Origin of the sequence: Streptomyces sp. NPDC014733 (genome assembly GCF_043083385.1) — a bacterium.
GTDB lineage: Bacteria > Actinomycetota > Actinomycetes > Streptomycetales > Streptomycetaceae > Streptomyces.
Genome location: NZ_JBIBYO010000001.1, coordinates 74,891 through 99,917, shown reverse-complemented (window position 1 = coordinate 99,917; position 25,027 = coordinate 74,891). Strand labels below are relative to the sequence as shown.

24 protein-coding genes and 1 riboswitch are annotated in these 25,027 nt (G+C 71.3%); of the genes, 13 read left to right on the top strand and 11 right to left on the bottom strand.

Features of this window, described 5'->3' with window-relative positions; all coding sequences use genetic code 11:
* The first annotated feature begins 15 nt into the window (after positions 1-15).
* From ACF1BH_RS00425 to ACF1BH_RS00405, 5 genes are all read left to right on the top strand, one after another.
* Entirely contained in the window at positions 16-786 is a 771-nt protein-coding gene (locus ACF1BH_RS00425) for an enoyl-CoA hydratase/isomerase family protein (RefSeq protein WP_391640172.1), read from the top strand.
* 266 nt (positions 787-1,052) lie between these two features.
* Entirely contained in the window at positions 1,053-1,580 is a 528-nt protein-coding gene (locus ACF1BH_RS00420) for an ATP-binding protein (RefSeq protein WP_391640171.1), read from the top strand.
* Positions 1,581-2,140: 560 nt separating this feature from the next.
* Entirely contained in the window at positions 2,141-2,614 is a 474-nt protein-coding gene (locus tag ACF1BH_RS00415; protein ID WP_391640170.1) for a hypothetical protein, read from the top strand.
* Positions 2,615-2,714: 100 nt separating this feature from the next.
* On the top strand, positions 2,715-3,485 hold the full coding sequence (locus ACF1BH_RS00410) for a DsbA family protein (RefSeq protein WP_391640169.1): 771 nt from the start codon (positions 2,715-2,717) through the stop codon (positions 3,483-3,485).
* Positions 3,482-4,357, top strand: a complete 876-nt coding sequence (locus ACF1BH_RS00405; protein WP_391640168.1) for a cytochrome c biogenesis CcdA family protein — start codon at positions 3,482-3,484, stop codon at positions 4,355-4,357. Before ACF1BH_RS00410 ends, ACF1BH_RS00405 begins: the two co-directional genes overlap by 4 nt.
* Positions 4,358-4,366: 9 nt before the next feature.
* Here the strand turns inward: ACF1BH_RS00405 and ACF1BH_RS00400 are convergent, their stop codons facing one another.
* The 4 genes from ACF1BH_RS00400 to ACF1BH_RS00385 all read right to left on the bottom strand — a co-directional run bounded on the left by ACF1BH_RS00400 (position 4,367) and on the right by ACF1BH_RS00385 (position 7,022).
* Positions 4,367-4,708, bottom strand: a complete 342-nt coding sequence (locus tag ACF1BH_RS00400; protein ID WP_391640167.1) for a hypothetical protein — start codon at positions 4,706-4,708, stop codon at positions 4,367-4,369.
* Between the two features lie 225 nt (positions 4,709-4,933).
* Positions 4,934-5,761 carry an ammonia-dependent NAD(+) synthetase gene (nadE, locus tag ACF1BH_RS00395; protein WP_391640166.1) on the bottom strand — a complete coding sequence of 276 codons (828 nt, stop codon included), beginning with the start codon at positions 5,759-5,761 and terminating at the stop codon, positions 4,934-4,936.
* Between the two features lie 58 nt (positions 5,762-5,819).
* Entirely contained in the window at positions 5,820-6,374 is a 555-nt protein-coding gene (locus ACF1BH_RS00390) for a GH25 family lysozyme (protein ID WP_391640165.1), read from the bottom strand.
* Between the two features lie 192 nt (positions 6,375-6,566).
* Positions 6,567-7,022 carry a MarR family winged helix-turn-helix transcriptional regulator gene (locus tag ACF1BH_RS00385; RefSeq protein WP_391640164.1) on the bottom strand — a complete coding sequence of 152 codons (456 nt, stop codon included), beginning with the start codon at positions 7,020-7,022 and terminating at the stop codon, positions 6,567-6,569.
* A gap of 356 nt (positions 7,023-7,378) precedes the next feature.
* Here ACF1BH_RS00385 and ACF1BH_RS00380 point away from each other — a divergent pair, with 356 nt between their 5' ends.
* Positions 7,379-8,053 (top strand): hypothetical protein, encoded by a 675-nt coding sequence (locus tag ACF1BH_RS00380; RefSeq protein ID WP_391640163.1) that lies wholly within the window; start codon positions 7,379-7,381, stop codon positions 8,051-8,053.
* A gap of 34 nt (positions 8,054-8,087) precedes the next feature.
* Here ACF1BH_RS00380 and ACF1BH_RS00375 read toward each other — a convergent pair whose 3' ends face one another.
* The 7 genes from ACF1BH_RS00375 to gcvT form a co-directional block, all read right to left on the bottom strand.
* Entirely contained in the window at positions 8,088-9,218 is a 1,131-nt protein-coding gene (locus ACF1BH_RS00375; protein ID WP_391640162.1) for a catalase family protein, read from the bottom strand.
* A 56-nt stretch (positions 9,219-9,274) separates the two neighbouring features.
* Positions 9,275-10,627, bottom strand: coding sequence for a Dyp-type peroxidase (locus ACF1BH_RS00370; RefSeq protein ID WP_391640161.1), 1,353 nt, complete (start codon positions 10,625-10,627; stop codon positions 9,275-9,277).
* Positions 10,628-10,745: 118 nt separating this feature from the next.
* On the bottom strand, positions 10,746-11,324 hold the full coding sequence (locus tag ACF1BH_RS00365; RefSeq protein WP_391640160.1) for a hypothetical protein: 579 nt from the start codon (positions 11,322-11,324) through the stop codon (positions 10,746-10,748).
* A 179-nt stretch (positions 11,325-11,503) separates the two neighbouring features.
* Complete coding sequence (locus ACF1BH_RS00360) at positions 11,504-12,886, bottom strand: L-serine ammonia-lyase (RefSeq protein WP_391640159.1); 1,383 nt, start codon at positions 12,884-12,886, stop codon at positions 11,504-11,506.
* Positions 12,887-13,309: 423 nt separating this feature from the next.
* A complete protein-coding gene (gene glyA / locus ACF1BH_RS00355; protein WP_391640158.1) occupies positions 13,310-14,569 on the bottom strand; it encodes a serine hydroxymethyltransferase in 1,260 nt (419 codons plus the stop codon).
* A gap of 68 nt (positions 14,570-14,637) precedes the next feature.
* The gene (gene gcvH, locus ACF1BH_RS00350) at positions 14,638-15,015 is read right to left on the bottom strand and encodes a glycine cleavage system protein GcvH (RefSeq protein ID WP_391640157.1); all 378 of its coding nucleotides are present in this window, start codon (positions 15,013-15,015) and stop codon (positions 14,638-14,640) included.
* A 153-nt stretch (positions 15,016-15,168) separates the two neighbouring features.
* Positions 15,169-16,296 (bottom strand): glycine cleavage system aminomethyltransferase GcvT, encoded by a 1,128-nt coding sequence (gcvT, locus tag ACF1BH_RS00345; protein WP_391640156.1) that lies wholly within the window; start codon positions 16,294-16,296, stop codon positions 15,169-15,171.
* Positions 16,297-16,443: 147 nt separating this feature from the next.
* A riboswitch (glycine riboswitch) is annotated at positions 16,444-16,538 on the bottom strand.
* Positions 16,539-16,801: 263 nt separating this feature from the next.
* On the opposite strand from gcvT, the gene ACF1BH_RS00340 reads away from it, so the two are divergent.
* The 7 genes from ACF1BH_RS00340 (at position 16,802) to ACF1BH_RS00310 (ending at position 24,827) form a co-directional block, all read left to right on the top strand.
* A complete protein-coding gene (locus ACF1BH_RS00340; protein WP_391640155.1) occupies positions 16,802-17,626 on the top strand; it encodes an AAA family ATPase in 825 nt (274 codons plus the stop codon).
* A 110-nt stretch (positions 17,627-17,736) separates the two neighbouring features.
* Positions 17,737-18,555, top strand: coding sequence for an enhanced serine sensitivity protein SseB (locus tag ACF1BH_RS00335; protein WP_391640154.1), 819 nt, complete (start codon positions 17,737-17,739; stop codon positions 18,553-18,555).
* Between the two features lie 58 nt (positions 18,556-18,613).
* Complete coding sequence (locus ACF1BH_RS00330; protein ID WP_391640153.1) at positions 18,614-19,399, top strand: enhanced serine sensitivity protein SseB C-terminal domain-containing protein; 786 nt, start codon at positions 18,614-18,616, stop codon at positions 19,397-19,399.
* 409 nt (positions 19,400-19,808) lie between these two features.
* Positions 19,809-20,810, top strand: coding sequence for an ABC transporter permease (locus ACF1BH_RS00325; protein ID WP_391640152.1), 1,002 nt, complete (start codon positions 19,809-19,811; stop codon positions 20,808-20,810).
* A 96-nt stretch (positions 20,811-20,906) separates the two neighbouring features.
* A complete protein-coding gene (locus ACF1BH_RS00320) occupies positions 20,907-22,655 on the top strand; it encodes an ABC transporter substrate-binding protein (protein ID WP_391640151.1) in 1,749 nt (582 codons plus the stop codon).
* 76 nt (positions 22,656-22,731) lie between these two features.
* Positions 22,732-23,742, top strand: a complete 1,011-nt coding sequence (locus ACF1BH_RS00315) for an ABC transporter permease (RefSeq protein WP_391640150.1) — start codon at positions 22,732-22,734, stop codon at positions 23,740-23,742.
* Positions 23,739-24,827: an ABC transporter ATP-binding protein gene (locus tag ACF1BH_RS00310; RefSeq protein WP_391640149.1), complete on the top strand. Its 1,089-nt coding sequence runs from the start codon at positions 23,739-23,741 to the stop codon at positions 24,825-24,827. Before ACF1BH_RS00315 ends, ACF1BH_RS00310 begins: the two co-directional genes overlap by 4 nt.
* Positions 24,828-25,027: the final 200 nt, after the last annotated feature.

Here is a 25,027-nt window from a genome sequence, read left to right as displayed (position 1 = left end):
GCTAACCTTCGCGGTATGACTGTGAACTTCGAGATCGCCGACGGCGTCGGGACCATCCGGCTCGACCGCCCGCCGATGAACGCGCTGGACATCGCCACCCAGGACCGGCTGCGCGAGCTGGGCGAGGAGGCCACCCGCCGGGACGACGTCCGCGCGGTCGTGGTGCGCGGCAGCGAGAAGGTGTTCGCCGCCGGGGCGGACATCAAGGAGATGCAGCAGATGGACCACGCCGCGATGGTGGTGCGGTCCAAGGCGCTGCAGGATTCGTTCAGCGCCATCGCGCGCATCCCCAAGCCGGTGGTCGCCGCGGTCACCGGCTACGCCCTGGGCGGCGGCTGCGAGCTGGCGCTCTGCGCGGATTTCCGGATCGCCGCGGAGAACGCCAAGTTCGGCCAGCCGGAGATCCTGCTCGGCCTCATCCCGGGTGCCGGCGGCACCCAGCGGCTGGCGCGGCTGGTCGGTCCGTCCAAGGCCAAGGACCTGATCTTCACCGGGCGCCATGTCCGGGCCGACGAGGCGTTGGCCATCGGCCTGGTCGACCGGGTGGTTCCGGCGGACGAGGTCTTCGGGGCGGCGCACGCCTGGGCGGCGCAGCTGGCGAAGGGCCCGGCGCTCGCCCTGCGCGCCGCCAAGGAGGCCGTCGACGCCGGTCTGGAGACGGACCTCGAAACCGGCCTGGCGATCGAACGCTCCCTGTTCGCCGGGCTGTTCGCGACCGAGGACCGTGAGATCGGTATGCGCAGCTTTGTCGAGGACGGCCCGGGGAAGGCCAAGTTCCGCCGCTGATGCGGGGGTTGGCGGGGCGGGCGAACGTTCGGCGTACCGTGCCCCGTGCGGGGGAATCGCGCCGATCCGGCCCCGTGCGGGACCGCCCCGCGCCGCCGCTCCGGCGGGCGCCGCCCGGCGTGGTCGCGTCGCAGCTCAGACAGGTGACAGCGGTGTCATGAACGCCGCCGGAGCGGCCTCCGTGGTGACCGGAACCCGGCGTCTGGCGGGAGGGGTTTCCGCCGGTTCCGGTCCCGTGGCGGTGGCGCAACGGCGATGATGGGGGCATGGCGGGCCTGGAGGAGTCGGAGCAGTCGCAGCCGCTGTGCGGTACGGCTGCCACCTGCCGGGGGGTCCCCGGCGCAGCGGAGAGCGGCGGACCGGCGCCGGGCGCCCCGGGGCCCCTGGTGCTCGATCTGCTCGGCGACCCTTCCGTGGACGAGGTCCCGTTCCCCTCGCGGCCGGAATCCGCCGGTGCCGCCCGCCGCCTGACGCACCGGGTCCTCCACGAACAGTGGGGCCTGCCCCCGCAGCTCACCGAGAACGCCGTCCTGCTGGTGTCGGAGCTGGTCGGCAACGCCGTGCGGCACACCGGGGCGCGGCGGTTCGGGCTGCGGATGCTGCGGCGGCGCGGCTGGATCCGGATCGAGGTGCGCGACCCCTCGCGCGGGCTGCCGTGTCTGATGCCGGTCCGTGAGCTGGACGTCAGCGGCCGGGGTCTCTTCCTCGTCGACACGCTCTCCGACCGCTGGGGCGTCGATCTGCTGCCGCGCGGCAAGACCACCTGGTTCGAGATGCGCACCGGCGACCGCTGACCCGCGGCGCCCCGCCCCCGGATACGCGACTGGGGCCTCCCGCAGGGTTGTGCGGGTGAGGCCCCAGTGTCGCCCCTCGGCGGACGGAAGGGGTGTGTCCGCGGGGGGTGGAACGACCTGGCCCGGGTCAATGGGGGTCGTCGCGAACGACTATGACAGGTCCGGCCTCCGATGCCAAAAGTACATTGCGGACAATGCGGGGCAGTGGTGGAGGAAGTCCTGGGGGATCCCAGGTGAGGTATGCCACCGACCTTGTAAACGACGGTTTGTTTACCGGTTACCCCGATAAATATGCGGCATTGTGGCGGTGTCTCCCTCCGGCGCCGCAGCCCCGCGCACCGCTCTCCGCCGGATGCCGTACCGCTCGCGGCGGGCCCGGTTCCGCCGCGCCGTCCGGGCGGCGCCGTGTCTCCTCCGGATGGCGGTCCGTGCTCGGGAGGCGCCGCCGCGGTCCGTAGGATGGGGCCGTCCGCGGACGGTGATCGCACGCCGCCGCGCGGGCCGACCGCGACGGCGGTGCGCGCCGGGCCCCGCGCGCACCGGGAGGAGGAAGGAGGGCCATGACCGCCACCCGCCGACCGGCGGCCGTGATCTGGCTGCTCCTCCTCGCCGTGACCTTCGGCCCGCTGCTCTGCCGCACCGGCGGCGACCAGTCGTGGCGGGCCGCGCCGACCGCCGCCACCGCCGCCTGGCGGGCCGCCGACGCACCGGCCGCCCCCGCCCCGCGCGACGCCGCACCCCCGGCGGACGCGGACCTCCGGCCCGGCGCCGCCGCCTCCGACCGCGCCCACCGCCTCACCGCGCGGACCGACCTCGTGGACGTCCCCCGGCGCTGTTCGGGACGGCATGCGCCGGGGCCCGACGAATCCGCGCCGCTGCCCGCCCCGCACCGCGGGGAACCGCTCGCTCCCAGCGTCGCGGCAGCGGTCACCACCGCCGCCGCGCCCCTCGGCCGGCCCGTCCCGGCGCGTCCCGGCACCGGCCCCGCGGGGCCCGCCGACCCCGCCACGCTCCTGCCCGTACTGCGGATTTAGCGGCGCCCCACGGGAGCGCCGCCGTGCCCCCGTGTGCCCGTGTCCGGACCGGCCCGCCGCCGTCCGGCCCTTCCGCCACCCCGGTACGACTGGAGAAACTGTGTCCACCACCCTCAGCTCAACCCGCCGCAAGCTCGCCGCGGTCGGCGCGATCATCGCGCTGCTCATCGCCGTCGTCGCCATCGGCATCGCCGCCGGACGGGCCGTCGAGGACGGCCGCGCCCCCAACGAACCGCAGGGCGCCGCCCAGGCAGCCGGGGAGGATCCGGAGCAGCAGCGCGTCTACGACAAGCTCGCCGAGCGCACCAGCCGCCGCGAGGCCGGTGACGCGCTGGCCATCGGCAAGAAGGACGCCCCGGTGGTCCTCGTCGAATACGCCGACTACCAGTGCTCGTTCTGCGGCCGCTTCACCCGCGAGACCCAGCCCGAGCTGATCAAGAAGTACGTCGACGCCGGGACGCTGCGCATCGAGTTCCGCAACTTCACCCTCTACGGCGCCGACTCCGAACGCGCCGCCCGCGCCTCCTGGGCCGCCGGACGCCAGGGCCGCTTCTGGCAGCTGCACGACGAGCTGTACGCCAAGACCCGTAAGGGCGACGCGCTCGCCGAGGACAAGCTTGTCGCCATGGCCCGCACCGCCGGGGTCCCCGACATCGAGAAGTTCCGCGCCGACCTGGACAGCGACGCCGCCCGCGACGCCCTGAAGAAGGACCAGGAGGAGGGGTACGAACTGGGCGTGCAGTCCACGCCGTCCTTCCTGGTCAACGGCCGCCCGGTGTCCGGCGCCCAGCCCACCGCCGTCTTCGCCGACGCGATCGAGACCGCGGCGAAGGCGGCCGGGAAGAAGCCGGCCGAGGGGGCCGGCAAGTGACCGACATCGGGTATCTCGCGGCGTTCCTCGGCGGCGCCCTCGCACTCGTCAGCCCGTGCAGCGCGCTGCTGCTGCCGGCGTTCTTCGCGTACTCGCTCTCCCACCCGGGGCGGCTGCTCGCCCGCACCGGCGTCTTCTACCTGGGGCTCGCCACCACGCTGGTGCCGCTCGGCGTCGCCTCCACCGCCGCCAGCCGGCTCTTCAACGGCCACCGCGATCTGCTGATCACCGTCGGCGGCTGGGTGGTGATCGCCATGGGGCTCGCGCAGATCCTCGGCCTCGGCTTCGCCTCCCGCCGCGCCCAGGCCGCGGCCGCCCGGATCACCCCCCGCTCGGCCGTCTCCACCTTCCTGCTGGGCTGTGTCTACGGGCTGGCCGGGTTCTGCGCCGGGCCGATCCTCGGCGCCGTCCTCACCGTCACCGCGGTCAGCGGCTCCCCGGTCTACGGCGCGTCGATGCTCGCCGTCTACGCGCTGGGCATGGCGCTGCCGCTGTTCGTCCTCGCCCTGCTCTGGGACCGCTTCCGGCTGGGCAGCCGCGGCTGGCTGCGCGGCCGGGAGCTGCGCCTGGGCAGGCTGCGGCTGCACACCACCTCGCTCCTGTCCGGCCTCTTCTTCATCGCCATCGGCGTGCTCTTCCTCCGCTACAACGGGACCAGCGCCCTGCCCGGCGTCCTCGACGCGGAGTCGGAGTTCCGCATCGAGGAGTGGGTGGCGTCGATCGGCAACGCCGTGCCGGACTACGTCCTGATCGCGCTGGGCGCCCTCGTCGTCGCCGCGGTCCTCGGCCGGATCGCGCTGCGCCCGGAGAAGGAGCCGCGGCGGAAGCCGGCGGAGGAGCCGGGGAAGGAACGGGAGGGCGTCGCGGAGTGACGCCCCGCGCTACGCGCTGCGCCGCCGCCCCGGCTGCGGGCGGCGGTGGCGCAGCCGGATCGGGGCGTCGGCGCGTCTGCGGCGGTCGTTGCAGAGCAGACATTTGCCGTACCCGGGCGGCAGCGGGTCCTCCGGGTCGCCGTGGAGAGGATCGACCGCACCGTGCGGATGGAGCGCGCAGCCGGTCGGGCCGGTGGCCTCGCCGAGCGAACCGGCGGCGGTGAGCGCCCGGCGGAGTGCGTCGACGAGCTGGTCGGCGTCCCGCCGGGTCGGCGTGGCCCGCAGGGACGAGGCGATGTCGGAGGCGGTGGTCAGCGCGGTGCGGAGTTCGCGCAGCTGTGCGTAACCCATGCCCCGGAGCGTAGGCGCCCCCACTGACAGTGGATCTTCCGCGCGTGCTTCGTGGTCTCCCATGGCCGCATCCCTGCCCGCCGCGGCCGACGTCTTAGCCCCCGGAAGCTTGCTGTCGCCTTACCGGCGCATGACAGCTCCGTCACACCGTGCCCGGGCCGTGCGGGGGGGGCGTAGGGCCCGCCGGATGTCCTCCGGCGGGCCCTACGCCTCAGGTGCCGTCCGTCACGGCGCGAGCGGCAGCTCCCGCTTGTGGGCGGTGAAGCGGTAGCGGCGGACGATGGCCTCGCGCACGACGTCGTCCATCGGCCGGCCCTCCAGGAAGTCGTCGATCTGGTCGTACGTCACGCCCAGGGCGACCTCGTCCGGCTTGCCCGGGTCCAGCGTCTCCAGATCCGCCGTCGGCACCTTCACGACCAGCTCCTCCGGGGCGCCCAGGGCCGCGGCGACCGCGCGCACCCGCCGCTTGGTCAGACCGGTCAGCGGGACGACGTCGGCGGCGCCGTCACCGAACTTGGTGAAGAAGCCGGAGACCGCCTCGGCGGCGTGGTCGGTGCCCACGACCAGACCGTCCTGGGCACCCGCCACCGCGTACTGCGCGATCATGCGCTGCCGGGCCTTGATGTTGCCCTGGACGAAGTCCTGGTGGGCGGCGTCGCGGAACTCCAGCCCGCCGGCGACCGCCGACGCCAGCGCGGCATCGCTCGCCGGCCGGACGTCCACCGTCAGCAGCCGGTCCGGCTTGATGAAGTCCAGCGCCCGCTGTGCGTCCTTCTCGTCGGCCTGGACGCCGTACGGCAGCCGCATCGCGAAGAACGTCGCGTCGTGGCCCGCCTCGCGGGCGCGCTCCACCGCCAGCTGGCACAGCCGGCCGGCGGCCGTGGAGTCCACGCCGCCGCTGATGCCGAGCACCAGGGAGCGCAGGCCCGTGGCGGTCAGCCGCTCCGTGAGGAACGCGACCCGGCGCTCGATCTCGTGCCCGGCGTCGAAGGACGCGCTCACCTGGAGATCCCGGGCGATCTCCTGCTGGGCCATGGACGCCGGGTCACTCACGGCTGCTCCTCGTACTGTCGGAATCCGTCGGCCGGGGAACGACCGGCCTCCGGAAACCTTATGCCGGGTGCGCCCACTTCTTGAGGGCGGCCTTGCTCGCGAAGTCCGCGACGTCCTTGTCGAGCGGCCGGTCGGTGTACTGGTGGATCCGCCACTTCGCCTTGATCCGCGGATGTCCGGCCTGAACGTAGTCGGCGATCCACAGACCGTCACCGGCGTACGAGGTGGTGTCGTGGTTCAGCCAGAAGCTGCGGTTGCAGTAGAGCATCACCCGGTGCGTGGGGCGGAGCTTCTTCACCTCTCTGATGAACTGGTCCTTCTGCGCATTGCTCGCGTAGGTGCCGCTGCCGGTGGTCTCCCAGTCGACGGCGAGGATGTCACCGCCGATCGATGCGCACTTCTCGACGAAGTACCGCGCCTGCGCCGCGATGTTCCCCGGCCACAGGAAGTGGTAGAAACCGACCACACACCCGGCCTTACGGGCCTTCGCCGCCTGCGCCGACTGGTGGGGGTTGATGTACGAGCGGCCCTCGGTGGCCTTGATGATCACGAAGTCCAGCCCGTCGGTCGAGAACGACGTGTTGTACGAGCTGACATCGACACCGTGCAGCATGAGCGGCCTCCCGCCGTTGCGACCTGCTTCTTCGAACCGTCCACTGCGTTCCAGCAGTTCAGCACGTTCACCGAGGAGGACGCCAGATCGCTACCGAGAAGTTCCGCACGGTGACGGCCGGTTGACGCGGAGGGTGAAAACCCCTATGGCGTGCGGCGGTTGGGGCGGGGGAGTCGAAGACGTGACCGGGGATCAGCCGGTGGGCTGCGTGGGGTGGCGCAGTTGTTCGGCGGCGTCCGAGACGCGGTGCAGCAGCTCCACGAAGAGGGTCTGCTCGGACGGCGCCAGCGGGGAGAGGAAGAGCTGGTTCATCCGCGCGGTGCGCACCGCGAGCTTCTTGTGGACGCGCACGCCCTCGTCGGTGGCGCGCAGCGCCGCGCGGCGGCCGTCCCGGGGATCGCGGATCTTGTCGACCATCCCGCGCACCACCAGCCGGCGGATCACCTCGGCGATGGTGGAGCGGTCCAGGCCGACCCGCTCGCCGACCGTGCGCTGGTCCAGTCCGTCCTCGCCGACCAGGGAGTTGAGGACCGCGAACTGCGGGGAGGTGACCTCCTCGGAGACCATGGTCGTCCACAGCAGGGTGTGGGCCTGCTGGAACCGCCTGGCCAGCGGCCCCGGATGGCTGCTGAGGTCGAGCGTGGTCACGCCGCCTCCCCTTCCCCGTCGAAGCTCGGGCCCGTACGCACTGCGCGTCCGGAGCGGCACTCATTGTAGCGGCGTGTCGGGCCTCGGATGAGCGCTTTGACCAGGGGGGATGTGATACGGGAATCCGGTTCGGGGGGAGGTTTCCGGAGGGGAGCGGCGGGGCGCGAGCCGTGACGGTGCCGGGTCCGCCCGGCCCGCGGCGTACGTGGACACGGCTCGGCGATGTGCGGGTGATCCGCTTGGCCCGTGGGAGTGGTCGTTTGCGCCGGGGATGTGCCTGAACACCCGATCGCGTCCTTGCGCGGCACGATGGTGGGCCGACGGCCCCGGAGCGGTCGCGTGCTGGGAGGCGGCTCATGCAGGTGGAGAGTGGAGATCCGGCGCGGGTGTTGCGGACGCCAAGGGCGGCGGGTGTGGCGGGGTGCGTGTTCGCGCTGCTGCTGGCCGCGGTCATCGTGCTGGTCCGTCTCGCGCTCCCCGACCAGGCGAACGGTGCGGCGGCCGCGGTGGCTGATCCGTCGCGCCGTGACGCTCTGCGGACGGCGCTTGCCCTGGTGCCTTTCGGCGGCGTCTTCTTCCTGTGGTTCATGGGCGCGGTACGCGATTACGTCGGTGCGCGGGAGGACAGGTTCTTCGCCACGCTCTTCCTGGGCAGTGGGCTGCTGTTCGTGGCGATGCTGTTCGCGCTCGGGGCCTCGGCCGAGGGCTTGGTGGGGCCGGCCGGCGTCTCGCAACAGGCCGCAACGCCCGAGGGCTGGGAGGTGGGGCGGCACTTCACCTTCACGCTGCTGCTGAGTTACGGGATGCGTATGGCGGCGGTGTTCACCTTGTCCACCACGACGATCGGGCGCGGCCTGGGGCTCTTCCCCCGCTGGCTCGGCTGGTTCGGGCTTCTCGTGGCGCTGGTGCTGCTCTTCGTCGTCACCAGCGTCCCGTGGTCCGAACTGATCTTTCCTGCCTGGGTGCTGGTCGTGAGCAGCCGCGTCTTCCGGTCCTCGTTCCGGGGGCCGCGGGTGCCGGACGCCGCTTGAGCAGGGCGGGTGCTCACCGCGGCGCCGGACGGCTTCACCGGGGCGGGCCAAGCACCTCGTCGGCGCTGCGGGGCTCCGTGCGCGGCTGGTCGTTGAGCCTGTGGCGTTCCATGGAGGAGTGCCGGTAGACCTCCTTGCGGGCCCGCATGATGTTGCCCAGGGGGGCGTGTTCGGCGGTGACCCGCCAGGGCGTGAAGGACAGCGCGTCCATCTTCATCAGGTTCTCCGGACCGGAGATGTCCTGCTGCGGCAGCCTCAGCTTGGCCACGGTGACGGACGGCGAGAGCTGTTCGGGCCACTCCACGGTGGTGTCCTCCACCGGCATGCGCTCCAGGTCGGCGCAGAGCTGGACCTGGATGTCGAAGGTGTAGGGCCGCTCCCGCAGTTCGGCTTCGAGCGCCGGCCGGAAGACCTCCGGCGCGGAGGCCGGGTCGATGTCGCGCCGGATCACCGCGGCGGCGGCGGACGGATCGGGGGTGATACGCACCTTGGCGATGTAGTCCCCGTGCCGGACCGCACCCATCGTCCAGTAGCTCGACAGCAGCAGGTTCACCGGAGCGGTCTTCGACAGGCGCAGGAACGCCAGGAACTCGTCCCACGCCCAGTTCTCCTGGTCCAGCGTTCCCTTTCCGGTCACGAAGTCGGTGAAGAAACGATGTGCGCCGGACCGGCCCTGGGAGAAGTAGTCCGGCGCGTTCAGGAACAACTCCTGGATGAAGAGGTAGTGCTCGATCGTGTTGCAGAAGAAGACCGGTCCGTTGATGTTGGCGTAGTCGAAGGTGCCCGTGTCCGGTTCATCCTCCAGCAGGGTCGGGCCGGGGATGTCGAACATCTTCAGCGCCAGTCCGGCGGCGGCGCCCAGCTTTGCGTCTGCTCCGGTGTGAGGCGAGCCGTTGGAGAAACGGATGAGCGCGTCGTGGGTTCCCGGGGTCGCGTAGATGCCCTGGGCGTACTCGGAGGGCAGCCCGTCCAGGATCTCCACTTCCCCCCGGACCAGCCCGTAGCCCTTGGCGTGGGCGTCGCGAAGGGCCCGTCCGGTGCCACCGGCACGGACCGACTCGGCGATGTAGCTCTCGGTCTTCTCGATCACCGTCTGTACGTTGCGGTCGAAGTGCGGGTCGTCGTCTTCGACGTCAGGTGTGTAGCGGACGAACGGTGTTGCCATGGGATCGGCCTCTCCTCGGAGAGCGTGGGCGGACCCTCGGGCGAGGGGAATCGCCGTCAGTCCTCCAGTTCGGCGAGCCAGCGCAGCGCACGCAGACCCGGCACGAAGCAGTACTCGCCGCCGCGGGTGACCACGAAGTCGGGCAGGTTCCGCAGGCGCCGGCGGACCGGCTTCTCCGGGATGGTGACACTGCCGGTTCCGCCGTGGTGCCCGGCCAAGGGGTCCTTCTCGCCCGGGTGGCCGATGAAGTTTCCGTCATTGACCCACTCGGCTTTGATGAATTCGAACTGCCGCTCCAGATGGGCTCCGAGGAAGACCCCCACCAGCCCCCGCTCCGCGCCGTCGTCCTCCAGCACACCCTCCGGAAGCGGCGGGCCGTAGGTGGTGCCACGGCGGATGAGGCGGTGCATCCGGGCGTCGCCGATGATGGTGGAATCACGGGGGTTGGTGCGCCGGATGTGCGCACCGGCGGGGCACCGGAAGCCTTGGTCGTCGTTCTCCCGGTACAGGAAGTTGTTGACGCGGTGCGGATCGGCCGCCAGCTCCTGATCATCGTGGTCCGGTGAGAGCGTGAGCGGTGCTCCGCTGGGCCAGCGGCCGACCATCTTCGCCGCCAGGAGGGCCTCCTCCTCGGCGCTGGAGCTGTTCGCGCGCAGGTACTGCCGCCAAGCCGCCACGTTGGTGTGGACCTTGCGGACGGCCGCGTAGGTCCCGTTGCGCCCCAGCACGTCGGGGCTGGGGGCGGGCGGCAGGCTGCCGGTTTCGTCGGGGTAGCCGAGGATGAACTCGCCGGCCTTGATGGGGGCTTCCTGCGGGTTGGAGCCGGGCAGTCCGACGCCCTCGATGTTCGGATGGCTGATGCCGTCACGGAAGCCGAAGGTGGTGCGTCCGGTCGGGAGCTGGCGGACGTCCTGCTGCCAGATCACCCGGACGCCGGGCGTGTCTTCGTAGGCGACACGGGCCCGCTCCAGCTCCTTGTCCAGCTGCGCCGCATCGGAGGACAGGGCGCTCAACGCGATGTGGACATCGCCGGTTCCGAACGGCGCCTCCCAGTGGGCCGGTGCGCTCTCGCCCACGTCGCCGATCAGCTCCGCCCGGGCGGCCATGCCCTCACGAAATGCCCGCGGAAAGCTGTCCAGCGACTCCTGCGGGACCCCCAGGGCCGCAAGTCCCTGATAGGTGAACGCCACGGCGACCCAGGCATCCTGGCGCGGGTCCGTCTCGGGCAGACCGCCCGAGGTCACCGGCAGCAGCCGCCGTAGCAGGGCGCGCCCCGCACGGCGGTCGTCGACGCGCAGGAAAATGAATTTCCCCTCGTAGGGGACGGGCCGTGGTCGCAGGGCCCCGCTCTGGACGTCGTCGATCTCGACGCGCACGCCGGACCCGCTGGTGCTTGCCGCCGTCTCCATGGTCGCTTCTGCCTCCACATCGGTCTCTGTCCGAGCAGCCCTGCGATGGCCGACCCACCCCGACCGGCGCGGTCCACCGATGGTGGGTCGGCTCCGAGGGCCGGCTGTGTCCGGCGTTCTAGGCCGAGGCTTCCTGCAACAGCTTCTGGAAGGCCGGCGTGGCCACCAGCTCCGCGTTGGCCGGGTTGTCCAGCGCGGCCCGGAACTCAGGGGTGTCCAGTACCTCCTCGAACGCCTCGTCCACCCGGTGGTCCTTCCAGATCTGCTGAACGGTCAGATCCGGATAGGAGCTGACGAAGACCCCCGCGGGTTCCTGATGGGCGACGAACCAGTCCTTCACCCCTGGATCGCTGACGCCGGGGAACCCTTCGCTGTGCGAGAAGATCGTGTCGAAGTGCTCCCCCACCACCGTTTTGCCGAAGTCGTCGATGTAGGTGTCCCAGGAGCCGTCGAAGACGCTGGCGAACATGAACTGGGTGTCGTTGTCGAAGATCACGTGCCGTGCGTCGTGCAGAGTGCCGATCTGGCGCAGCGCAGCACGGTTCTCCGCGCCGGCGATCTTGGCGAGATCCTTACGCAGCGCATCCGCGTGGCCCGGCTTGATCTTGGTGAAGACGGTGAACTCGCTGCAGACCCCGTCCGACTTGCCCGGGCGCTCGGGGTGAGCAGGTTGGGTCGCACCCGTTGTGGAAGCCATCGTGAGATCCTCCTGCCTACGGTCGATGCGAGGGTCTCCCACCGCGCGGATCGTGGCGTGCCTTCGCCCTCGCCTCTTCATCGTCACCGCGGACGCTCCGCCCCGCATCCGCGCCGCTGAGCGACAGGGAAGGCCCTGACCGCGCCGGAGGAGACGAACGCGCTGCAGGGCCGACTCCCTCAGCACTCGATGATGTTCACCGCGAGACCGCCGCGCGCGGTCTCCTTGTACTTCACCGACATGTCCGCGCCGGTGTCCTTCATCGTCTTGATGACCTTGTCGAGGGAGACGTGGTGGCGGCCGTCGCCGCGCAGCGACATCCGGGCGGCGGTGACGGCCTTGACGGACGCCATGCCGTTCCGCTCGATGCACGGGATCTGCACCAGACCGCCGATCGGGTCGCAGGTCAGGCCGAGGTTGTGCTCCATGCCGATCTCGGCGGCGTTCTCCACCTTCTCCGGGGTGGCGCCGAGGACCTCGGCGAGACCGCCCGCCGCCATCGAGCAGGCCGAGCCGACCTCGCCCTGGCAGCCGACCTCGGCGCCCGAGATGGAAGCGTTCTCCTTGAAGAGCATGCCGATCGCACCGGCGGCGAGCAGGAAGCGGACCACGCCGTCCTCGTCGGCGCCGGGCACGAAGTTCATGTAGTAGTGCAGGACCGCGGGGATGATCCCGGCCGCGCCGTTCGTGGGGGCGGTCACCACCCGGCCGCCGGCCGCGTTCTCCTCGTTGACGGCCATCGCGTAGAGGGTGATCCACTCCATGGCGTGCGCCTGGGCGTCGCCCTCGGCGCGCAGCGCGCGGGCGGCGTTGGCGGCCCGGCGGCGGACCTTCAGACCGCCCGGCAGGATGCCCTCCCGGGTCATCCCGCGCTCCACGCACGCCTGCATCACCCGCCAGATCTCCAGCAGCCCGGCGCGGATCTCCTCCTCGGTGCGCCACGCCTTCTCGTTCTCCAGCATCAGCGCGGAGATGGACAGGCCGGTCTCCTGCGTCAGCCGCAGCAGTTCGTCGCCGGTGCGGAAGGGGTGCGTCAGGACGGTGTCGTCGAGCTTGATGCGGTCCTCGGCCGCCGCGTCCTCGTCGACGACGAAGCCGCCGCCCACCGAGTAGTACGTCTTCTCCAGCAGCGGCGCACCGTGCTCGTCGTAGGCGAAGAGGGTCATGCCGTTGGCGTGGTACGGCAGGGAGCGGCGGCGGTGCAGGATCAGCTGGGTCGCCTCGTCGAAGGCGATCTCGTGGGCGTCCCCTATCTCGGCGGCCAGCAGGCGCAGCCGGCCGCTCGCGCGGATCTCGGCGACACGGGAGTCGGCGTTCTCCACGTCGACGGTGCGCGGGGAGTGGCCCTCCAGGCCGAGCAGGACGGCCTTGGGGGTGCCGTGGCCGTGGCCGGTGGCGCCGAGCGAGCCGAACAGTTCCGCGCGCACCGAGACGGTCTGGGCGAGCAGCCCGTCCTTCTTGAGGCGGCCGGCGAACATCCGGGCCGCGCGCATGGGGCCCACCGTGTGGGAGCTGGAGGGGCCGATGCCGATGGAGAAGAGGTCGAAGACGGAGATGGCCACGGTGGCGGACTCCCTTGTCTGCTCGTGAGGGGCGGTGCGGGCGGGGAGGGGATCGGGAGGTTGGTGCGGTTTTCGGGGTGTATCGGTGCCGACAGACGAGCGTAACCCGGACGCGGTGCGGGCCGTCGCACACGGCCCTACGGGCGGCCGTCCGCCCGGGGAACGGCGGGTGCCGGGGCACTTGGGGCGGCCGTACGGAGCGGTCGTACGGAGCGGTCGGCGTGGGGCCCCGCCGCCGGTGTACGCGCCCGGGGTCCGCGCCCGTTCCATGGGCTTCGCGCCGGATTGTTCCGCGTCTTCGGGCAGGCAGACGGCGAGCCCGGGACCGCGGGGCCCCGGGCTCGTGGCCCGTACCGCCGCCGGGCGCCGCGTGGTGCGGCTCCCGGCGGCCACGGCGCGCGGCGGTGCGCCGCGCGCCCCGTCTCAGAGCGAGGGGTAGAGCGGGTGCTTCGCGGCGAGGGCGGCGACCCGCGCCTTGAGCGACTCGACGTCGTACGACGGCTTCAGCGCCTCGGCGATGACGTCGGCGACCTCGCGGAAGTCGTCGGCGTCGAAACCGCGGGTGGCCAGCGCCGGGGTGCCGATCCGCAGACCCGAGGTGACCATCGGGGGCCGCGGGTCGTTCGGAACGGCGTTGCGGTTGACCGTGATGCCGACCTCGTGGAGGCGGTCCTCGGCCTGCTGGCCGTCCAGCTCGCTGTGGCGCAGGTCCACCAGGACGAGGTGGACGTCGGTGCCGCCGGACAGGACCGAGACGCCGGCCTCGGTGACGTCCGGCTGCACCAGGCGCTCGGCCAGGATGCGGGCGCCGTCCAGGGTGCGCTGCTGGCGCTCCTTGAACTCGGGGGACGCCGCGACCTTGAAGGAGACCGCCTTGGCCGCGATGACGTGCTCCAGCGGACCGCCCTGCTGACCCGGGAAGACCGCAGAGTTGATCTTCTTGGCCAGCTCCTGGGTGGAGAGGATCACGCCGCCGCGCGGACCGCCCAGGGTCTTGTGGGTGGTCGTGGTGACGACGTGGGCGTGCGGCACCGGGTTGGGGTGCAGACCCGCGGCGACCAGACCGGCGAAGTGCGCCATGTCGACCATCAGGTACGCGCCGACCTCGTCCGCGATCTTGCGGAAGGCGGCGAAGTCGAGCTGACGCGGGTAGGCGGACCAGCCCGCGACGATCAGCTTCGGGCGGTGCTCACGGGCGAGGCGCTCGACCTCGTCCATGTCGACCAGATTGGTCTTCTCGTCGACGTGGTAGGGCACCACGTTGTAGAGCTTGCCGGAGAAGTTGATCTTCATGCCGTGGGTGAGGTGACCACCGTGGGCGAGGTTCAGGCCCAGGATGGTGTCGCCCGGCTTGATCAGCGCGAACATCGCGGCGGCGTTGGCCTGCGCACCGGAGTGCGGCTGGACGTTGGCCGCCTCCGCGCCGAAGAGCTCCTTGATGCGGTCGATGGCGATCCGCTCGACCACGTCGACGTGCTCGCAGCCGCCGTAGTAGCGGCGGCCGGGGTAGCCCTCGGCGTACTTGTTGGTGAGAACCGAGCCCTGCGCCTCCATGACGGCGACCGGAGCGAAGTTCTCCGAGGCGATCATTTCGAGGGTGGACTGCTGACGGTGAAGCTCGGCGTCGACGGCGGCGGCGACGTCGGGGTCGAGCTCGTGGAGGGAGCTGTCGAGAAGCGACATGGGTCTTCTCCTGGAGGGTCAGGGGGGCGCGGAGCGCTTCCGGTACGGGCGGCGGCCGAGCGGCGGACTCAGCCGGCGGTGAAGGCGGTGTACTCGTCCGCGGAGAGCAGGTCGCCGGGGACCGCGGTGACCTTCACCTTGAACAGCCAGCCGTCCTCGAACGGGGCGGTGTTCACCAGCGAGGGGTCGTCGCTGACACCCTCGTTGACCTCGGTGATCTCGCCGTTCACCGGCGCGTAGAGATCGCTGACCGACTTCGTCGACTCCAGCTCGCCGCAGGTCTCGCCCGCGGTGATGGTGTCGCCGACCTTCGGCAGGTCCACGAAGACGACGTCGCCGAGCGCGTTCGCCGCGTGCTCGGTGATGCCGACCGTCGAGACGCCGCCCTCGGCGTCCGACAGCCACTCGTGCTCCTTGCTGTAGCGCAGGTGCTGGGGGTTGCTCATGGGTCGATTCTCCTGTACGCGAGGGTGTGGTGGTGAAAGGGGTCTTGCACAGTGAGACACACCGGCGGCCGCCGGGCCGCACCGGCCCGGCGTGGTGGTCCCACCGGTGGTGACATGTCCCGCTACGGACTACTTCGTCCGCGGGGATGCGGGCTACTTCTCCCGCTTGTAGAAGGGCAGCGCCACGACCTCGTACGGCTCGTGGCTGCCACGGATGTCGACCTTGACACCCTCGGTGCCCGGCGCGGCGTGCGCGGCGTCGACGTACGCCATCGCCACCGGCCGGCCCAGGGTCGGCGACGGTGCGCCGGAGGTCACCTCGCCGATCACGGTGCCCTCGGCGTCGACCACCGCGTAGCCCGCGCGCGGCACCCGGCGGCCCTCGGCGATCAGGCCGACGAGCTTGCGCGGCGGCTGCTCCTCGGCACGCGCGGCGGCCGCCTCCAGCGCGGCGCGGCCGACGAAGGCGCCGCCGTTGGACGTCTTCTCGAACTTCACGACCCGGCCGAGACCCGCGTCGAACGGCGTGGTCGCCGTCGTCAGCTCGTGGCCGTAGAGCGGCATGCCCGCCTCCAGGCGCAGCGTGTCGCGGCAGGACAGCCCGCACGGCACCAGACCCACGTCCTTGCCCGCCGCCAGCAGCGCCTCCCAGAGCGCGGCCGCGTCGTCCGGCCGGACGAACAGCTCGAAACCGTCCTCGCCGGTGTATCCCGTCCGGGCGATCAGCGCCGGCACCCCGGCGACCGTGCCGGGCAGTCCGGCGTAGTACTTCAGCCCGTCCAGGTCGGCGTCGGTGACGGCCTTGAGGATGCCGGGGGACTCCGGGCCCTGCACGGCCAGCAGCGCGTAGGCGTCGCGGTCGTCGCGGATCGCCGCGTCGAAGCCGCCGGCCCGGGCGGTCAGCGCGTCCAGGACGGTCTGTGCGTTGGAGGCGTTGGCGACGACCATGTACTCCGTCTCGCCCAGGCGGTAGACGATCAGGTCGTCGAGGATGCCGCCGTCCTCCCGGCAGATCATGGTGTAGCGGGCGCGGCCCGGCTTCACGGAGCCGATGTTGCCGACCAGCGCGTGGTCGAGGAGGTCGGCCGCCTGCGGGCCGGTGACGGTGATCTCGCCCATGTGGGAGAGGTCGAAGAGGCCGGCGCGGGTGCGGACGGCGACGTGCTCGTCCCGCTCGCTGGCGTAGCGCAGCGGCATGTCCCAGCCCGCGAAGTCGGTCATGGTCGCGCCCAGCGCGCGGTGGACGGCGTCGAGCGCGGTGCGGCGGGGGGCATCGGTCATGGTGGGCTCCCGGACAGGATGAGAGGGCATGTCTCCCCATCTGTCATCGGAACCTGAGAGGTTCACCGGAATCCCGCGAACGGGCCGGTTTGCACCTTGGGTGGAACCGCCTCCCGGACCGGGCCGCGGCTCGCTTTTCAGATCTGCCTCGCCCGCGCGGTATAGGGGCCTGAGAGATTCAAGGGAGGACTTGCTCCTTCGGCGCCCCGGCGCGCGGCCGGGGACTCTCCCGCGCGGATTCAAGCGGCCGGTATGCAGTTGACCGTGCACGGCGGAACACCGGAGTGCACGTGGCGCCGACATCATTGCACGGGAACGCCGCACGTAGGAGCCCCGGTCCGGAACCCGCCGGGCCGGGCGGACGGAGCGCCTCCGCGCGGCCCGTGCCGCATCCGGGGCGGGCACCGGAACACCCCACGCCTTGAAGCGCATTACCTTTCCTTGACACTGTGCGGGCAGGGGACGGGCGCCGCCCGGCCCCGCCGGAGGGGGAGGGGCGATCACGGTGCAGAGCGAAGCCATGCGCACGGCCATGCCGGAGACCGGGGGCGCCGCGCCACCCGGCCTCGTGCCCGCGCCCCGCACGTCCCGGGAGCCGCACGGTACGCCGGGGCGGCGCCGGGAGCCGCGCCCGGACGCCGCCCCGGCACCGGCCCGCGACGGGACGCCGCCCCCCGCCGCCCCCGCCGTCACCGACCTCCGCTCCCGCCCCGCCGCCGAGCTCCCGGCCGAACTCCGGTTCCCCGCGGGCGCGGTGGTCGTCGTCTCCGGGCTGCCCGGCGGCGGCAAGAGCACCCTGATGCACCGCATCGTCCCGTCGGCCGACGGCGGCGGTGCGCCCGTCCACCGTGTCGACTCCCAGGACGTGCGCGAGCGCTGGGAGCGCGGCCGGCTGCGCCGGGTGCCGTACGTCCTCTACCGGCCACTCGTCCGGGTGGCGCACTACCTCGGGCTGGGCCGGGTGCTGCGCTCGGGGCGGGCGGCGGTGGTGCACGACTGCGGGACGCAGCGCTGGGTGCGCCGCTGGATCGTCCGCGCCGCGCACCGCGGCGGGCGCCGTCCGCACCTGCTGCTGCTCGACGTCCCGCCGGAGGTGGCCCGGTGCGGCCAGCGCTCGCGCGGGCGCGGGGTGTCCGGCTACGCCTTCGCCCGGCACCGCGCGGCCGCCCGGCAGCTGATCGGGGACGCGGCGGCGGGCCGCCCGCCGCGGGGTTTCGCCTCCGCCGTGCTGCTGGACCGCGCCGCGGCGGACCGGTTGCGCGCACTCCGCTTCGGCGGCGGCGGTCCCGCGGCCCGGGCGGCGGGCGCGGTGCCCCCGTCACTCGTCTAGGGTCGGTCGTCACACTCCCGTTCACCTCCTTGGGGTGACGGTGCGGGTGTGGCGACACGCCCTAGGGTGTCGTCGGCCGGAGCGCGCGGTACGGAATCGGATGGATGGACATGAACTTTCCCGAGCAGGGGATCGAGCAGGGGATCGAGCAGGGAATACCGCAGCTGGCGTGGCCCGCCAACGAACTCGAAGAGGTCCTCGGGGCCTCGGTCGGGCACCCCGGCGCGGGCGGCCGGATCGTGGAGGTGCTGGGCCGCAGCCGGGTGTGGGTGCCGCTGCCCAACGGCGGTGGCCCGGACGCCGCGGGCCCCGGCGGCCGGGGCCTGGACCTGCCCACCGTCGTGATCGACGACGTGGCGTACGTCCCGGTGTTCAGTTCCGAGCAGGAGTTCCTGCGGACCGTCGGTGCTCACATGTCCTTCACCGTCGCCCCGGCGCAGGAGTTCGCCCGCGGGCTGCCGCCGCTGCTCGGTATCGCCGTCAACCCCGGTGGCACGGTCGGCACCGTGCTGCCCGCGCCCGCGGTGGCCGAGCTGTGCCGGGAGACCGGGACCGGGGCGCCCGCGCCCGTCGGCGGCCGGGTGCGGCTCTTCGAACCGGACTGGCAGGAGGAGCCGGTGGACTTCCTCGCAGCCGCCGGGCTGGAGTTCTCCGCCGTCGGAATTGTCCGAACTGCCCGTCGTGCCCTGGCGAGTGTGGAGGGCGACACGCCCGCACTCTTCGTCGGAGTCGAGATCGACACCACCCTCGCCGACCCCTACGACGACGCCACCCGCGAGGTGGCCGTCACGGCCCTGGGGCGCGCGCTCGGCGCGGTGCCGGTGGCCTGGCCCGTCCAGTTGGTACTGCTGGAGGTCGCCCAGGGTGACCCGGTCGCCGACTGGATGGGTGCGCGCGTACGGCCCTTCTACTCCCGGGACCACTCGTAAGCTGGACGGACGACGGGCGGACGTACCCCACGCGGCCGCCGGAGAAGGGACGGACCACGTGAGCGCGGGTGCGCATCAGGGAGCGGCGGCAGGCCGGGTCGAGCAGATGCTGGGACAGGTCACACCCGGCCGCTACGACGCCTATGAAGCGCTGCTGCACGCGCTCGCCGCCGGTCAGGTCTGGATGCTGCTCTGGCACGGCCGCGCCGGGATGCCCGACGCGCAGTACGGGAACATGGAGGTCGACGGCCTGGGCTACGCGCCCTGTGTCACCTCCGCACCCGAGCTGGCCGCCTCCGGCTGGAACCGCGACCACGAGTTGGTCACCGGTGTCGAGATCGCCTCGGCCCTCTTCCCCGACCGGTGGGGCCTGTGGCTGAATCCGCACGCCCCCGGCGGCGGCGTCGGCATCCCCTGGCTGGATCTGCGCCGGATCGCCGGCGGCCTCGACCGGCTCCCCGCCGGACCGCTGCGGATCACCGAACCGGTCATCGACCTCCCGCAGTTCTACGCCCTGCTCGCGCAGAACGCCCACCGCACGCCCGCCGTACGGTCGTTGCGCCGCGCGTGGGTGCAGCCCGCCCTCGGCGCGCCGTACCTCGCCCTCGGCCTGGACCTCTACGACGCGGGCCAACAGAGCGTGGAGGCCGCCCGGTTGATGGCCCAGCAGGCCATGGGCGCGGTCCCCGACGGGCTGCCCGTCTCGACCGTCGCGATGCACGACGAGTACGACCCGGTCGCCATGTGGATGCGGGCCTGCGCCCGCCCCTTCTTCGACCGCGAGGGCTACGGCGCCCCGGCGCAGCCGCCCGCCCCCGGGTACGGCTACCCGCGCCCCTACTGACCCCGGCGGCGCGGCCTCCGGGCCGCCCCGGGGTCTCCGCCGTCAGGGACACGGCGTCGTAAATCGTCCTGTTCGCCCGCGAATTGACGGGCATTTTCCCGCCACCGAATTCTCCGCTCAGACGCCCGATGCGTCCGTATAGCGGAGACTTGTGGACCAGATCACAGTTGCGCATCCATTCACCTTGGGGGCTGGTGAGTGATCGCGAATCGGATGAAGACTCCGGCAGCAGGGCATCGGCCCTGTGTACGAACACCATCCGGACACCTGCCAGGTGAATGCGCAGCGTTTCGTGTTGCGAACGTTCCGTGGCAACCCGTACGAGGCGTGCGGCGGCGATGGGGACCAGGCCGCGAGCGCGGCGGGGCGTGAGGCCGGCCACCGTCGGCCGAGAGGGGTCAAAGGCACTGTGACCGCACCGATCGAGACCACCGGCGCGGCTGCCCAGACGCAGCCGGAAGCGGTGCTGAAGGGCGTGGAGGGCAAGCGGATCGAAGGCCGCTCGCTCGGCCGCATCGCGCTGCTGCGCTTCCGGCGCGACAAGGTCGCGGTGGCCGGTGCCATCGTTGTCATCCTGCTGATCGCGGTCGCCGCGCTCTCCCGCCCGCTCCAGGCGCTGCTCGGACTCGACCCGGACAGCCCCAACCAGTCGCTGATCGACCCCAACACCACGCTCCCCAAGGGCGACCTGGGCGGGATGAGCGGCGCCCACCCGCTGGGCGTGGACCCGAAGTTCGGCCGCGATCTGCTCGCCCGGGTGCTGGAGGGCTCCTGGGTCTCGCTGATCGTCGCCTTCGGCGCCACCCTGCTCTCCGTGGCGATCGGCACGGTCATGGGCGTGGTCGCCGGTTTCTACCGCGGCCGGGTCGACGCGGTGATCAGCCGGCTGATGGATGTCTTCCTGGCGTTCCCGCTGTTGCTGTTCGCCATCGCGATTTCCGCCTCGCTCCAGGGCGGCGCTTTCGGCCTCACCGGACTGCCGCTCCACCTCTCCGTCCTGATCTTCGTCATCGGCTTCTTCAACTGGCCGTACATGGGCCGGATCGTGCGGGCGCAGACCCTGTCGCTGCGGGAGCGGGAGTTCGTCGACGCGGCGCGCGGCATGGGTGCGCGCGGCCCGTTCATCCTCTTCCGCGAACTGCTGCCCAACCTCGTCGGCCCGATCGTCGTCTACTCGACGCTGCTGATCCCCTCCAACATCCTCTTCGAGGCGGCCCTGAGCTTCCTGGGCGTCGGCATCCAGCCGCCCCAGGCGTCCTGGGGCGGCATGCTCAACCAGGCGGTCAAGTACTACGAGGTCGACCCGCAGTACATGCTCGTCCCCGGTCTCGCCATTTTCGTCACCGTGCTCGCGTTCAACCTGCTCGGTGACGGTCTGCGGGACGCACTGGACCCCCGCGGCGGCCGCTGAGCCGGCCCCCCCGCCCGCCGCACCGCGTCCGGTCGTCCCGAGTTTTCCGAAGTCATCTCTCGAAGTGTTCGACGATTGAAGGGGAGCGCCACCAACATGCGAAGGTCAGTTCCGGTCGCGGCGATAGCGGCCATCACCAGCGCGGGCCTGCTGGCCGGCTGCACGGGGGGCGCCGGATCCACCGCCTCCGGCAAGGCGAACGCCGCCACCGAGGGCATCGTCAACGCCTCGGACGCGAAGGGCGGCACGGTCACCTACGCGATGGCCGACGCCCCGGAGTCCTTCGACCCGGGCAACACCTACTACGCGTTCGTGTACAACTTCAGCCGCCTCTACGCGCGTTCCCTCACGACCTTCAAGCCGGCCCCCGGCCCCAAGGGCAACGAGATCGTCCCGGACCTCGCCGAGTCGATGGGCAAGTCCTCCGACGGCGGCAAGACCTGGACGTACAAGCTCCGCGAGGGCGTGAAGTTCGACGACGGCACCGCCGTCACCTCGCAGGACGTCAAGTACGCCGTCGAGCGCTCCAACTTCGCCCGCGACACGCTGTCCCTGGGGCCGAACTACTTCCAGCAGTTCCTCAAGGACAACGACGGCGACGGCTACAAGGGTCCGTACAAGGACAAGAGCAAGGCCGGTCTGAAGTCCATCGAGACGCCGGACGACCACACCATCGTCTTCCACCTGAAGAAGGCGTTCGCGGAGTTCGACCAGCTGGTCAGCGCCCCGCAGACGGCGCCGGTCCCGCAGGCCAAGGACAAGGGCGCCGACTACACCAGGGCCGTGGTCTCCACCGGTTCGTACAAGTTCCAGGACTACCAGGAGGGCAAGCAGCTCACCCTCGTCCGCAACCCGTACTGGTCGGCCAAGACGGACCCGCTGCGCAAGCAGCTGCCGGAGAAGATCGTCCTGAAGCTGAAGGTGGCGCAGTCCACCATCGACAAGGACCTCCTCGCCGGCAACACCATGGTCGACATGGCCGGCAAGGGCGTCGACGCGCAGACCCAGGCGCAGCTGCTGACCGACGCCAAGGAGAAGGGCAACACCGACAACGCCCTCGGCCAGCGGCTCAACTACCTGGCGATCAACACCAAGGTGAAGCCGTTCGACAAGCTCGAATGCCGCCAGGCCATCGAGTACGCCGTCGACAAGAAGGCCGTACAGACCTCCCTCGGCGGCCCGATCCGCGGCGACATCGCCTCCACCGTCCTGCCGACGGACATCCCCGGCTACCAGAAGTTCGACCAGTACCCGCAGAAGTACGCGGGTGACAACCTCGACCTCGGCGAGGCCAAGAAGAAGTGGGCCTCCTGCGGTGCCGGGAACGTCTCCACCACCATCCTCGCCCGCAGTGACCGGCAGGAGGAGGTGGACGCGGCGACCTCCGTCATCTCCTCGCTGAAGAAGATCGGCGTCAACGCCAAGATCCAGCAGTACCCGAGCAGCAAGTACTTCTCGGACTACGCGGGCGTGCCGTCCTTCAACAAGAAGAACAACGTCGGTCTGATGATGATGCAGTGGGGCGCCGACTTCCCGACCGGCTACGGCTACCTCCAGCAGATCCTCAACGGCAAGGCCATCTCCCAGTCCGGCAACACCAACCTCTCGGAGACGGACGACCCGGAGATCAACAAGCTCCTCGACTCCGCCGTCGCCAACCCGGACAAGGCCGGGCGTGAGAAGGCGTACGCCGAGATCGACAAGAAGGCGATGAGCCAGGCCCTGATGGTCCCGCTCACCTACTTCAAGGTCCTGAACTACCGCTCCCCGAAGGCCACGAACATGGTGGCGACCTCGGCCTACAGCGGGCAGTACGACTACCTCAACATCGGCGTCAAGAAGTAAGTCCCGGAAGGCAGGTGAAGGCATTGGTGCCCGCGGCCGGCCCCCTCGGCCCCGCGGGCACCGACGCCGCATCCCCGTGTTCTCGTACCTCATCCGCAGGGTGATCAGCGCGGTGATCCTGCTGCTGATCGTCAGCGCGGTCACCTTCGGCATCTTCTTCCTGCTGCCGAAGATCGCCGGGCAGACCACCGACCAGCTCGCCCAGCAGTACATCGGCAAGTCGCCGACGCCCGCCGACATCGCGGCGGTGAAGAGGAACCTCGGCCTGGACAAGCCCGTGTACGAACAGTACTGGGAGTTCCTCAAGGGCATCTTCACCGGCGTCGACTACAAGTTCGGCCCCGAGGCGGCGCGGTGCCACGTCCCGTGCTTCGGCTACTCCTTCAAGACCCACATCGAGGTCTGGCCGGAGATCCAGTCCCGCCTGCCGGTCACCCTGTCGCTCGCCTTCGGCGCGGCCGTCGTCTGGCTCGTCTCCGGCATCACCACCGGCGTCATCTCCGCGCTGCGCCCCGGCTCGCTCTTCGACCGGTTGTCGATGGGCGTCGCCCTGGCCGGGGTGTCGCTGCCGATGTTCTTCACCGGAGCCATCGCGCTGGCGCTCTTCACCTACCAGTGGCCGATCTTCGAACGCAGCGACTACGTCCCGCTCTTCGACAACCCCCTCCTGTGGGCCCGGACGCTGGTCCTGCCCTGGGTGACGCTGGCGTTCCTCTACTCGGCGCTCTACGCCCGTCTGACCAGGGCGGGCATGCTGGAGACGCTGAGCGAGGACTACATCCGCACCGCACGCGCCAAGGGCCTGGGGGAGCGCACCGTCGTCGTCCGGCACGGGCTGCGCGCCGCCCTGACCCCGCTCATCACCGTGTTCGGCATGGACCTGGGGCTGCTGCTGGGCGGTGCGCTCATCACCGAACAGGTCTTCTCGCTCCAGGGCGTGGGCGCCTTCGCCGTCCAGGCGATCACCGCCAACGACCTGCCCAACATCCTCGGCGTCACCCTGCTCGCCGCGTTCTTCATCGTCCTGTGCAACCTGGTGGTGGACGTCCTGTACGCCGCCGTCGACCCGCGCGTGAGGCTCTCGTGACCGACTCCGACGACACCGCATCCGGCGCCCCGAAGCCGTCCGGCGAGGGAGCACCCTTCCTCGACGTCCGCGATCTGAAGGTGCACTTCCCGACCGACGACGGCCTGGTCAAGTCCGTCGACGGCCTCTCCTTCACGCTGGAGAAGGGCAAGACCCTCGGCATCGTCGGCGAGTCCGGCTCGGGCAAGTCCGTCACCTCGCTCGCCGTGATGGGCCTGCACCGCGCGTCGCGGCGGCAGCGCGCCACGGTCCGGATGTCCGGCGAGATCCGGCTGGACGGCCAGGAGCTGATCGGCGCCGACCCGGACGAGGTACGCCGGCTGCGCGGCCGCCGGATGGCGATGATCTTCCAGGACCCGCTCTCCGCGCTGCACCCCTATTACACGGTCGGCAAGCAGATCGTGGAGGCGTACCGCGTCCACCACGACGTCGACAAGAAGACGGCGCGCAAGCGGGCGATCGAGATGCTGGACCGGGTCGGCATCCCGCAGCCGGACAAGCGGGTGGACGACCATCCGCACCAGTTCTCCGGCGGCATGCGCCAGCGCGCGATGATCGCGATGGCGCTGGTCAACAACCCCGAACTGCTCATCGCGGACGAGCCGACCACCGCGCTGGACGTCACCGTCCAGGCGCAGATCCTCGACCTGATCCGCGATCTGCAGAAGGAGTTCGGCTCCGCCGTCATCGTGATCACCCACGATCTGGGCGTGGTCGCCGAACTCGCGGACGACCTGCTGGTCATGTACGGCGGGCGGTGCGTCGAGCGCGGCCCCGCCGACAAGATCTTCGAGGCGCCGCAACACCCCTACACCTGGGGTCTGCTGGGCTCCATGCCGCGCATCGACCGGGACCACGCCGACCGGTTGATCCCGGTCAAGGGGTCACCGCCCAGCCTGATCAACGTCCCCTCCGGGTGCGCCTTCAACCCGCGCTGCCCGTACGCGGACGTGCCCAAGGACGACCTCACCCGTACGGTCCGCCCCGAACTCACCGAGGCCACGACCGGCCACTTCTCCGCGTGCCACATGGCACCGGCGGAGCGGAAGCGGATCTGGACCGAAGAGATTGCGCCGAAGCTGTGAGCGAGAACGCGAAGAAGAAGGCCGGGAAGTCCGGGAAGACCGGGAAGGCCCAGAAGGCTGCGGAGGCCGAGAAGGCTGCTGTGGCCGAGAAGGCGGACGAAGCTGCGGGGGTAGAAGAGGCTGCCGCCTCCGCCGAGCCCGCTGAGCCCGCCGAGTCCGCCGAGTCTGCCGAGTCTGCCGCCTCCGCCGAGCCCGCCGAG